At 71.8% G+C, this 12,493-nt stretch carries 3 protein-coding genes; 1 reads left to right on the plus strand and 2 read right to left on the minus strand.

The genetic code is table 11. The annotated features are described in order from the left end of the window. Positions 1 to 36: 36 nt before the first annotated feature. Together ACWDR4_RS17595 and ACWDR4_RS17600 are read right to left on the minus strand one after the other, a co-directional pair. Entirely contained in the window at positions 37 to 2,652 is a 2,616-nt protein-coding gene (locus tag ACWDR4_RS17595) for a right-handed parallel beta-helix repeat-containing protein (RefSeq protein ID WP_450409396.1), read from the minus strand. Then, positions 2,649 to 11,318 (minus strand): hypothetical protein, encoded by an 8,670-nt coding sequence (locus ACWDR4_RS17600; RefSeq protein ID WP_450409398.1) that lies wholly within the window; start codon positions 11,316 to 11,318, stop codon positions 2,649 to 2,651. Before ACWDR4_RS17600 ends, ACWDR4_RS17595 begins: the two co-directional genes overlap by 4 nt. A 232-nt stretch (positions 11,319 to 11,550) precedes the next feature. Between ACWDR4_RS17600 and ACWDR4_RS17605 the strand changes: the two genes are divergently transcribed. After that, positions 11,551 to 12,492, plus strand: coding sequence for a serine/arginine repetitive matrix protein 2 (locus tag ACWDR4_RS17605; RefSeq protein WP_450409399.1), 942 nt, complete (start codon positions 11,551 to 11,553; stop codon positions 12,490 to 12,492). Position 12,493 lies beyond the last annotated feature (1 nt).

Here is a 12,493-nt window from a genome sequence, read left to right on the forward strand (position 1 = left end):
GGTCGGGACGGGTGCGGGCCGGGGGATGACGGGTGGTCAGACGGGTGTGGCGGGCTGGGGCAGGTCCTCCTCGTCCAGCAGGACCAGTTGTGCCGCCTCGGGCGCGTTCAGCTCGGCGACCCGCATGGCCTGGCGTTCCGTCATGCGCTGGAAGAGCTGGCGGGCGGTGCGGCCGTTGCCGAACTGGGCGCCTCGCGGGATCAGTTCGACGTGTTCGGCCAGGGCCTTGCGGGCGGCCGTGCTGAGTTCGTACTGGTGGCGCTGGGCATGGTGCTCGACGATGCTGACCAGTTCGGACGTGGAGTAGTCGGCGAAGACCAGGCTGCGGGTGAAGCGGGAGGACAGGCCGGGGTTGGAGCCGATGAAGCGGTCCATGTCGTCGGGGTATCCGGCGGCGATGACGACGACCTCGTCCCGGTGGTCCTCCATCAGCTTGACCAGGGTGGCGATCGCCTCGACGCCGAAGTCGTTCGCGTTCCCGGCCGGGACCAGGGCGTACGCCTCGTCGATGAAGAGGACACCGCCCCGGGCGCGGTGGAAGGCCTCGGTGGTCTTCGGGCCGGTGTGGCCGACGTACTCGCCGACGAGGGCGCTGCGGTCGACCTCGACGAGATGCCCGCGGGCGAGCAGGCCGAGTGCCTTGAGGAGGCGGCCGTAGAGGCGGGCGACGGTCGTCTTGCCGGTGCCGGGGTTTCCGGCGAAGACCAGGTGGCGGCTGAGCGGCGGGGCGGGCAGGCCCGCCTGCTGGCGCAGTCGTACGGTCTGCATCAGTTTGACCATGCCGCCGACGTCCCGTTTGACGCCGTCCAGGCCGACGAGTTCGTTCAGCTCGGCGAGCAGGTCCTCCAGGGTCTCCGGCTCGGGTTCGGGTTCGCCCTGCTGGGCCAGGCCCGGGGTGCCGGCCTCCGGCTGGGAGGGGGTGGGAGAGGTTCCCGCGGGGGTGCGGGGTGTGATTGGGGCCGACGGCAGGTCCGAGAGTGTTGGGAGCAGGGCCGTCTCCACGCGGATCGCGGCGCAGTCCTCGAACACCGGCTCGGCGCCCGCGGCGAGTTGCGCGTCGTGGCCGCAGTCGAAGACCCGGCAGCCGCGGAAGCGCGGGGTGGCGCCCCGGGCCATGTGCAGCGCGGGGAACGCGGTGGCCGACACGTCGCAGTGGTCGAACGTGCCGCCGGACTCCTCGCCGACGAGGATCCCGTTCTTGCCGGTCCCCTTGATCCGTACGCCCCGCACCTCGGCCTGTGCCTTGCGGCCGAGGACCAGGCCGCCGGCCCCCGCTCCGGAGACTCCGCCGCCCTCCATGACCAGCCGGGCCCCGGTGTCGACGGTCACGCCCGCGCCGCCCACCTCGGCGATCCGGGTGCCGCGCAGCACGGCGACCGCGTCGGTGGTCAGCTCGACACCGCCCCGCCGCTGATCGGTCACCGAACAGTCCAGGAGCTGCGACTCCCGGCCTGAACGCACCCGTACGCCTGTCTCGCCGTCCTCCACGCGTACGGCGGTCAGCACCACCTGGGCCTCGTCGTCCACCTGGACACCGCACGCCCGCGCCCCGGCCAGCGTGGTCCGGGTGACCTCGGCCCGGGCGCCACCGGTCGCCGCGAGGCCGTGCTCGCCGCTGCCGGTCACCCGGCAGCCGGTCACCACCGCGACAGTCCGCTCGCCGAGGTGCAGCGCGGAGCCGCCGGTCCGGGCGAACAGCGAGTCGGACAGCGCCACCGTCGTACCGCCGGCCGCGAGGAGCCCGTGGCCCGCCGGGTCCAGCACATGGCAGCCGCGGGCCGCCAGCCGGGCCGAGTCGCCGGCCTCCAGGCCGTTGCCGCCCGTCCCGGTGATCCGGCAGTCGGTCAGCTCCGCCCGTGCCTCGTGCGAGACCTGGACACCGGAGCGGGCCGCGCCCTCGATCCGGCACTCGGTGAGGAGCGCCTCGGCGGTGTCCTGGACGAGGACGCCGTTGCGTCCCGCGCCCACCAGGCGCGCGTCGCGCACCAGCAGCCGGGAGCCGCCGCGGGCCCGCAGCGCGGACCCGGAGTTCTCCTGGATCCGCAGCCGTTCGGCGAGCAGCACGGCCGTTCCGGACAGGACGGCGCCGATGCCGTCGACCGACTCGATCACCGTGTCCTCGACCCGGGCGCGAGCGTCCCCGGCGAGGTGCAGCGCGGTGTGCTGGGCGCCGCTCAGCCGGGTCCGGCGCAGTACCAGTACGCCGCCGCCCAGCGGGTCCGCCAGCTCGGCGGCCAGGTCGCTGTCCAGGTGCAGGGCGGCGTTGGCGACGGCTCCGGAACCGTCGGGGGAGCCGAGCACCTCGACCCGGCCGTGGCCGAGCCGGCAGTCCTCCAGGGTGAGCCCGGCGGCGTCCTCGACCCGGACCAGCGCCTCCATGGGGTCGGCGCCGCGCAGCACCAGGCCGGTCAGCAGGCACTCCGGGGCGGTGACGGTGAGGGCGATCCCCCAGGGGGCCCGCAGGACGACCGAGCCCGGGCCGTACTCCGGCTCCAGCGTGACGCGCCGGTCGAGGCGCAGGATCTCCTCGTACTCACCGGGCGCGACGGTGACGACCGCGCCCGCGGGTGCGGCGGCGAGCGCCGAGGCGATCGTGCGGTGGGTGCCCCGGCCCTTGGGTGCGACCCGGATGATCTGGTCCTGGTCCGTCATACGCCGACCCCGCCGTTCCAGCCGTTGCCCCCGACGACGTCGTCGCGGACCACACCGCTCAAGTACATGTTGGAGAAGATCTTGTCGACCATCTTGCCCATTCCCGCCACCACGAAGATGTCGAAGAAGCCCTGGCGGTGGTACCAGCGCCCGGCCATGTTCTGGGTCATGATCGTCCGGGCGAGGCCGGTGGTGAGGCCACCGATAACCCCGGCCGCCGCGCCGGCGGCGCCCACCAGCAGCGCGTCCGCGCCGTAGAGGTGGACGGTGTTGCCGTCCTTGTCCTTCACGCCGAAGATCGCCGCGCTCGCGCTGCCGCCGATGAAGCCGGACAGGGCACCGCCGAAGAGGCCGACACCGAAGTCGTACGTACCGGAGCGCCAGCGGGTCACCTTCTCGTTGCCGCCGTACTCGCCCTGCCAGCCGTCGTCGTTGGGCCGGCGGGAGTACGGCTGGCCCATGTCGATCTGGCTCAGCCCGGTCTTCCACGGCCCGCCCCGGAACGAGGCCATGTGCGCGGCCGAGATGCCGCCCTTCACCCCGGCGCCGATGGTGGCACCGAACGCGGCCTTGGCCACGTCGTTCACGGTGAACTCGGAGCCGGTGGCGGCGGCCACGATGCCGTAGACGACCAGGTTCATCGCGAAGTCGAGCACCCACTCCTGGGCCATGTCGACGGCGAGGGCGCGGCCGGCCTTCCCCAGGAACGGGGTGTACACGGACTCGCCGCCGGCGTTGCGGCCGAACTCCCAGTTGTTGGTCTCGCGCCAGGACCGGCTGAAGCCCCGGTACTCGTTCGCCAGGCCGGTGAAGTTGGTGTCCCGGCCGATGAGCGTGGTCCGGCCGAAGGTGTCGGTGTTCCAGACGTAGCCGGCGACGGTGCGCTCGCTGATCATCGTCGTGCCGTTCGGCCCGCCGTAGCGCCGCCACTGCTGGTGCCACGCCTCGCTCTCCAGGAAGGTGCCGTCTCCCAGGTCGGTCTTGGTGCGGAGTGCGACGCCGTTGTCGAACTCCTTCCAGACGTTCGAGTTGAACGTCCCGCCCACGTCCGACACGTACTCGCGTACCCGGAACGGGGCGTCGGTGGCCCAGTTGTGGAAGGCGCCGCCGGTGGCCGGGCGGGCCGGGATCTCCTGCACGGTCATGGTGTTGACGTTGGCCGGGTTGTTCGGGTCCGGGGTCGTCACCTGGTCCTGCCAGCGGGCGTTCGGGTGCCACTCGGTGAGCGGGGTGCCGTTGGGGTCGATCCAGGTGCGGGGCCGGTTCGCGGCGCCGCCGCCGAAGTCCATGACGTTGCCGTGCCGGTCGATCTTGTTCCACTGCCAGGTCTCGGTGCCGGTGTTGGGGTCCCGGCTGACACGCCAGGCGTCGACGGTGGTGCCGTCCCCGAGCAGCCGGTGCTCGCGGATCAGGCGTCCCCCGTCGAAGTCCTGGAACGACTCCCTGTCCCAGGCCCAGGTCTCCATGCCCCGCTTGTGCTGCGTCACCCGTGGACCGTGCGTGCCGTTCGGGCCCTGCCACTCCAGGTTCTTGGCTCCTGCCGTGCCCGTGGCGGTGATCGTGACGGTGTTGTTGCCGCCCGCGGCCGGGTCGGGCCAGGTGTCCTTGCGGGCGACGACCATGCCGTGCGGGTCGTACTTCGTCCAGTCGCCGTTGCCCGCGTGGATGTTCTGCCGGGAGGCGATGTCCCCGTTGCCCGCCTGGCCGTCCGGGCGGACGGCGGGGGCGGGCCGGTACTCGACCACCGAGCCGTCGTTGAGCCCGGTCCTGGTGACGTGCCACTGCTTGGTCGCGTCGGGCGAGAACCAGTCGCCGTTGGCCCGGTTGGTGGTGAAGCGGTCCTGGAAGAGGATGTCGGTCTGCTGGTAGCCGGCGCCCGGCTGGACGGTGAAGTCGCCCTGCACGTAGGTGCGGTGGCCGTTGAGCTTGCCCGCCCCCTCCGACCAGGGCAGGTAGTTGGGCCCCGCGTTGGCGGCGGCGCGCGGCGGGACGTTGGCGCCCGCGGGCAGCGGGACGTTGCCGACGGTGAGGTCGTTGCCGCTGCCCACCTTGCCGGTCACCCGGACGACATCGCCGTTCCTCGCGATGTCGGTCGTGACACCGTTCATGCTGACGAACCGCACACCCCGCTCGGGCGCTCCGCCGGCGGCGGGCGTCAGCTTCCACTCGTGGATCTGGTACTTGCCGTCGAACCGCAGCCAGCTCGCGTTGGCCAGACTGGTGGCCCGGTAGTCCCCGCTCATCGCCCAGCGGGCGAAGAACGGCGGGCGCTGCTCGGCGAGCCGCTGGGTCTCCAGGAAGTCGCCGTTGCTCAGCGTCGTGCCGCGGCCGTTCTCCTTGCCGTGCGCGGAGTGGGACATCCAGTCCCGCTTGGGGAGACCGTCCGGGCCCATCTCGACCTGGAAGTAGCGGCGTACGTCGTGCGGGGTCGGGGTGAAGCGGCCGAACTTCTCGTGGACGAGGGTCGACGCGTTCGTCTTGGGGTGGTTCATCTTGTCGGTCCAGCCCCGGCCCGGACCCCACTTCCTGGTTCCTTCCGCCAGGTGGTTGTAGTCCGCGTCGAAGCGGTGCCAGTCGCTGCGGCCCGCGCTCTGTGTCCAGACCGTGCGGTCGAGGTTCGCCAGCACATGGCCGCCGTCGGGGTTCTGCTGGAAGTGGTGGACGCGGGTGTCGACGCCCCGGGCGGTGGTGACGTCGAAGTAGCTGCGGCCGCTCTCGCCCCAGTGCCGGGTGCCGTGGCGGGTCGCCGCGCCTGCCCCGTCGAACTCGGTCCACACCCCGCGCTGGTTGAAGCGGCCGAAGGCGCCGGCCCCGGCGGAGGAGTGGTACGCGTCGATCGAGCCGCCGTTGCCGAACGGCAGCGGGCGGCGCTCGAACACCTCGGCGCCGGAGTGGCCGAGCAGCCGGAGCCGGCCGTGGTCGAGGCCCTTGAGGTCGACCGTCCCGCCGTCGTACCAGGGCCGGTTGCCGTTCTGTGGCCGCGGGTTGCCTGCCGCGTCCAGGTGGATGCGTTCCCAGGTCGGTTTGGTGCCGGTGGCCGGGTTCGGGTAGGTGACGTCGATGCGCTGGCCGGGCTTGATCTGGCCTTCGTGGATGACGTTGATCTGCTGGAAGTTGAGCCGGCCGTCGGCGTCGTACAGCTTGAACTCGCCCGCGTGCGGGGCGCCGACGCCGTCGACTCGGTACTGGGTGCCGTTCGCATGGGGGGTGACCGTGCCGGGCGTCGGGGTCAGGTCGCCGTCCAGGACACGGAGCTGGTTGAGGTCCGTGCGCAGGAAGCGGGTGCCGATGCCGTCGCCGAGCCGGACGGTGTCGTAGAGGCGGGTGCCGTTGGCGTCGTCGACCCGGAAGATTCCGCCTTGGCCGGTGTCGACGACGGAGTGTTCCAGCCTGCCGTTGTTGCCGTAGAGCTGGAAGCCGCCGTCCGTCTGCTCCACGCGGTGACCGCCGCCGGGGCGCGCGGTGACCTTGACGTTCGGGATCTCGGCCAGTTGGTTGTCCAGCAGCTCCAGGGCCCCGCCGGGGTGGATGCGGACGCTCTGCCCGAGGAGCCCGCCTGTCGCGTTCTGGAGCCGGAGGTTGTCGGTTTCGACAGTGCCGTCCGTCGCCCGGTGGACGCGGAAGGTGGTCGGGTGATCGACGACGAAGCTGCCGTCGGCGCGGACCGTGACGGTGGAGTTCGGGAAGCCGGAGCCGTCGGCCTCCTTGAGCACGGCCGGTCCCCCGTTGGCGGGCATGTGGACGAACTCGCCGTTCGCGTGGGGGGCGGTGCCGCCGGTCAGCTCGCGGACGGTGGCGGTGTGGACACCGCTCGCGTCCACGGCGACATGGTCGGTGCCGCGGATGACGCGGAAGCCGTTGCCGTCGCCCGGCTGGGCGACGGCGGTCGCGGCCCGGGGACCGTTCAGACTGGGCGTGCCGTTGGCGTCGATCCGAAGCACCCCGCCGTTCAACGCGCCCCCGTTCAGGGCGAGGTGGTCGTACGCGTGGGTGTAGTTGGCGTTGTAGAAGGCCGTACGGTTGTTGGCGCCCGGGACGCGGTACTCGCCGCCGACCCGGGTGACCCCGGCTGCCTCGACCGCCCCGGCCGCGTCGGTGCGGATGAGTACGGTCGGTTGGCCCGCCACGCCCCGCACCGGCGTGTGCACGAACTGGCCGCCCGCCGCACCGCCGTTGAGCGGCATGGCGTCGTGGGTGTGCGCACCGGTGTTGTCGACGACCGTGTGCGGTTGGCCCGCGCCGTTGTCGATCCGGAAGCCGCCCGAGCCCGACTGTGTATGCACGGCGCGCGGCAGCTGGCCGCCGGCCGCGTCCAAGAGGTCGTGGGCCGTGCGACCGCCGTCCGGGAAGCGGACCATGTTGCCGCCCGGCACGGGCAGTACCCGGTGGACGTAGGCGCCGCCGTTCCCGTACACGTTCAGCCAGCTGCCGGTCGTCTCCGGCACATGGAATCCGCCGCTGTTCGGCAGAACGGTGACGTTCGCAGTCGGTCGGCTCACCGGGTGGGCCGTGTCGTCGGCGTTGATCCGCAGCACCTCGCCGTTCGACGTGCCGCCGTTCAGGGTGAGGTGGTCGTGCGTGTGGGTGTAGTTGGTGTTGTAGAAGGCCGTACGGTTGGGGGTGCCCGGGACGTGGTACTCGCCGCCGACCCGGGTGACCCCGGCTGCCTCGACCGCCCCGGCCGCGTCGGTGCGGATGAGTACGGTCGGTTGGCCCGCCACGCCCCGCACCGGCGTGTGCACGAACTGGCCGCCCGCCGCACCGCCGTTGAGCGGCATGGCGTCGTGGGTGTGCGCACCGGTGTTGTCGACGACCGTGTGCGGCTGGCCCGGGCCGTGATCGATCCGGAAGCCGCCCGAGCCCGACTGCGGCTCCACGTGGGCGCGCGGCACCTGGACGCCGGCCGCGTTCACAAGGTCGTGGTCCGTGCGACCGGCCTCAGGGAAGCGGACCATATTGCCGCCCGGCACGGGCAGTACCCGGTGGACGTAGGCGCCGCCGGCCCCGTAGGCCCTCAGCCAGCTGCCGGTCGCCTCCGGTACATGGAATCCGCCGCTGTTCGGCAGAACGGTGACGTTCACCGTCGGTTGGCCCACCGGGTGGGCCGTGCCGTCGGCGTTGATCCGCAGCACCGTGGCGTTCGACGTGCCGCCGGTCAGCGGGAGTTCGTCGTACGCGTGCTGGAAGTCGGCGTCGTAGACGACCGTACTGTTGTGGGGGCCGGTGACGCGGAACTCGGCGCCGGCCTGGGTGCCCCGGGCCGGGACGTGGGTGCCCCCGGCCGGCTGGAGCGTGCCGCCCGTGTCGAAGCGCTGAACGCCGCCGGTGCCGCCCGACAGGATGTCCGTCCTGACCGTGTGACCGTTGAAGGGGCCGCCCTGCAGAGTGACCTGGTGCTCGGCGCGGACCGGCCGGGTGCCGTTCGCGTCCACGTCGAAGTCCCAGTGGCGGGTCTGGCCCCCGTCGACGTGCGTGATGCGGACGACGTCCGCGTCGCCGATGGGGTCGACGCGCAGCCCGTCGACGGCGTTCGGGTTGGTGATGCTCGGGCGGGACCCGGGAGTGAGGTCGACGCGGACGCCGTTCAGGCCGGGCACGTTGACCGTGTGGGCGTTGTTGGTCCCGGAGGGTCCTGCCACGGAACCGCCGAGCGGCGGCTGGCCCGGCCGGGTGAGGGGCTGGAGCTCGATGCCCTCGATGATCCTGGTGCCGATCTGCTGGTGGTTCAGGGAGGCGTCCAGGTGGTAGTCCGTCTGGCGGACCGAGCCGCGCCCGAGGTCCTCCTCCACCCGGAGGAACTGGTTGCCGCCGTCCTGCGGGGTCACGTACGAGGCATGGACCCCCGGGGTGGCGGGGACGACCCGCGGCCCGGTGGCCGTCGGGGTGACCTCGACGCGCACAGCGGGCGACAGCCCGGGGATGTTGGTGAAGGTGTGCTGGAAGTTCAGGTTGCCGCTGTCCGCCATGAAGACCCGGATGTTCCGGTGCTGGTCGCGGAACGCGGTCAGGTCGACACGGCCGAGTTTCGGCAGGTCGACGATGAGGCTGTCGTTGCCGGGCAGGCCCGGGGTGCCGTTCCTGCCCGGTCCCCCGGTGGCGGGCGTCGGGACGTCGAGCCCGCCGCCGGGGGTGTGCGGGACGCCGACCGTCGCCGGGGTCACCGCCCCCGGGCTCACGGTGGGTGTGGCACTGACGGGCACGTCCACGCGGCCGAGGGCCGAGACGGGCGGTACGTCCACGTGGGCGGCCCCGGTCGGGACGTTCGACACGACTCCCCTGGACCCGGTCACGTTCGCGGTGGCCGGGGTGTCGAGGCGGCCGACGGACGGCATGTCGAGGTGGCCGACCGACGCCACGTTGACGCCTCCGGCGGCCGGGACGTCGAACCGGCCCACCGACGGCACGTTCACGCTCCCGGTGGCCGGGATGTCCATGCGGCTCACCGACGGCACATTGACGCCTCCGGTGGCCGGGATGTCCATCCGGCCGACCGACGGAACGTTCACGCTGCCGACCGCCGGGACGTTCACGCTCCCGATCGAGGGGACGTTCACGCTTCCGACCGGCGGGACTTCGACCCGTCCCAGGGCCGAGCCCACGCCGTTCACCGAGGGGATGTCGGTCATCCGGGCGGACATCGCCGGGGTGTCCACCCGGACGACCGTCGGGCCGGACGTCACCGACCCCAGACTCGGCGTGGTGACCTGGTTCACGCCCACCACGGGGACGTCCGGCACGCCGCCCGTGTTCACCGTGGGTACGTTGACCTGTCCGAGGCCCATCGTGGGCACGTTGACCTGGGAGACGGACGGGATGTCGACCTGGCCGACGGACGGGTTGGACAGGGACCCGATGCCGTTGGCGGAGGGGATGTCGGTGACCCGCGCGTCCATCGACGGCATCTCCACCCGCACCGCGGTCGGCCCGGACGTCACCGCCCCCAGGCTCGGTACGTCGATCCGGGCGACGCCGACGGCCGCGACGTCCCCCACGGCGAGATCGGCGCCCCGGAGCCCGGCCACGCCGACCGCCCCGACCTGGCTGATCTGGCCCAGCTGCGGCAGGCTCACATTGCCGATCCCGCCCAGCTGGGGCATGTTCACGCTGCCGAGGCCGCCCAGCGGGGGCATGTGCGCACCGCTGAGCCCGGTGACGGCCGGCAGGTCGGTGAAGCGGGCGCCGATGGCGGGCGCGGGCGCGTGGAAGGATCCGCCGAGCCCGCTCAGACCGCCGGTGAGGTTGACGTTGCCGATCGAGGGCGACAGGTTCAGCGGCGGCAGGTTCGTCAGCGCCGAGCCGAGTCCGCCGGCCGGGGTGGGGGTGAAGCCGGTCAGGTTGACGTGCGACAGACCGCCCAGGTCGGCCCCGGGCCGCAGCAGCGTGAGACCCGACGCGGCGGCGCCGCTGATCTTGCTCGACACACCGAGGAACTGGCCGCCGGCGAAGGCCCCGTACCGGTACATGCCGAAGACACCGCGGTCGATGACGCCGATCTTCAGCGCGAAGAGCAGGCCGTTGCCCATCTCGTCCGCGGCGACCGGCAGGAAGAACCGCAGCCCGTTGAGCCCGCGCACGCCGTTCAGCATCGCGCTGCCCAGCGAACCGCCCAGCCGCCCGATGCCGTTGAGGCCGCTGATCACCGTGCGCACCGCGAAGAAGCTCTTCACGCCCAGCAGGTTGATGACGGTCAGCTCACTGGCCACCGGGACGACACCGAAGCCCTTGCCGAGGCCGGCCCCGCCCATGGTGAAGCCCTTGAGCCCCGGCATGAACGTCAGGGGTGTGAACTTCACCCCGTTGATGCCGCGCAGCCCGCCGTTCAGCCACACCCCGGTGGCCCGGAAGGCGTCGTCGACACCGAACGTCAGACGGCCGAGCAGCCCGAGCGCGTTGGGCCCGCCCAGGAGCAGGTTCTTGCCGCCCTGGAAGGCGGAGACCCCGGCCCCCTTCAGCCCCTTGAACACCGCGCCGACGTTGATGCCCTTGGTGGTGGGCGCGATGACGCCCAGGATGGAGAGCACCAGTTCGGTGACGCTCGCCTTGCCCTGGGAGAAGTCCACCGCCGTCTTGATCAGCAGCGCGACGTTGAGGCCGATGGCGAACAGGGCCAGCGGACCGCCGACGATGATCGCGGGGATGATGAGGATCAGCGCCAGCCAGCCCAGCGCCTTCCAGAACGCCTCGCACTCGTCGATCGGCGAGGCGATGCTCTCGGCCGCCGTGGTCAGCGCGCTCGCCGCCGTGTCGGCGGCCTCCGACAGGACGTCCTTGGCGTCCTCGGCGGTGGTCTTGTGGGTCTCGCGTCCCGCGTCGTCGTCCTCGGCCAGCGCGGCCGCCGCGCTGAGGGCGGCGTCGGCCCGCTCCTGCTGGGTGCGCATCACCCCGACGAAGGTCCGCAGCGCGGCCTGGGCGTCCTCGTGGGCCTGGCGGAACGTGCTGACGTAGTTGCGCAGATCGCCGTCGATCACCTTGCGCAGCGCGTCCGCCGTCTCGCCGATGAAGGCGCCGTCCGTGGTGTTCTTGATCTCCGTCAGGCCGGCGTCGATGGTGTCCGCCAGGGTGACCAGATTGCCCTGGGAGGTGATGATCTCGTCGATCCGGGCGGCGTCGCCCGGGGTGGGGTCACTGCCCAGGCCGAGCGCACTCCAGTCGGCGGGACGAGCCATCGGGGCGCCTCCTTCTGCTTCCGGGACGTACGAACGGACGCACGCGGGACATGACGGACGGACTGACGGGCCGTGCTTCGTGACGTCCTCGCGGGACATCGTCTGCACCATCCACGCACCGGGACCCCTGGATGGTTCAACGCATGGGAAAACAGTGCCCGTTGAACCATCCCGGGGTCCTGGTGCGTGGACAGGTCGGAAGAGGCGGACGGCACACCAGGAGGTACGACGCGTGGCGGACTTCTCCATCGACTACTCGGCGCTGCACGTGGTCCAGAAGAAGATGCACGAGCTGGCCGACGAGGCCGACTCGGGCGGCGCGACCGGCGCGTTCAAGGAGGTGGGCGAGGACACCTCCAGCGAACGCAGGGCGGTCTTCGGCGACGCCGGTCTCTCCTCCGCCTTCAACCTCTTCTACCGCCGTTCCAGCTCCCGTACGAAGCAGGCCAAGGACGGGCTCGGTGAACTGGCCGACGTCTTCAGCTCCGTTGCCAACACCTTCTTCGACGCCGACTCCCAACTGTCCAGCGCGGCGGGGCTCATGGGCTCCAGCATCGGCCTCGACGACTGGAAGAACGACAAGGAGGCGCACGACGACTGGGAGGAGGACAAGACCACCTGGGACGCCTACCTCGACAAGATCGGCGCCGGCGAGTACTTCGACCAGCATCCCGACGCCGACATCGGCGAGGTCTGCCGGGCCGACGGCGCCCCCTCCTGGTGCGAGACCTGGCAGAACGACGCGGAAGCCCCCGATCCTCCGGGCGCCGAGCCGGAGAAGCCCTCCGCCGACCCGCCGACCTCGTACACCTTCGAGGACGAGAACGGGAAGGTCGAGGTCAAGGTCGAGCTGAACGACCAGTACGACGTCATGAAGGAGACGTCGACGATCACCACCCCCGACGGCCAGTCCTACTCGTCGGTCACCACCTACGACTCCGCGCCGAAGATCATCGACCCCGAGGGCAACGGCACCAAGGACGCCTTCGACGCCCGTGACTACACGATGGTCACCACCTACGCGGACGGTTCGAAGACCACCAGCGTCTTCGTGATCGGCGACGACGGCTCGGGAACCATGACCAGCACCGACCAGGACGGCAAGGTCACCGTCTCCACCCGCTCCGGCCCGGACGCGGAGTGGGTAACGCCCGAAGACGACGAAGAAGAGTAAA

The sequence above is a fragment of the Streptomyces sp. NPDC000878 genome, from assembly GCF_053599695.1.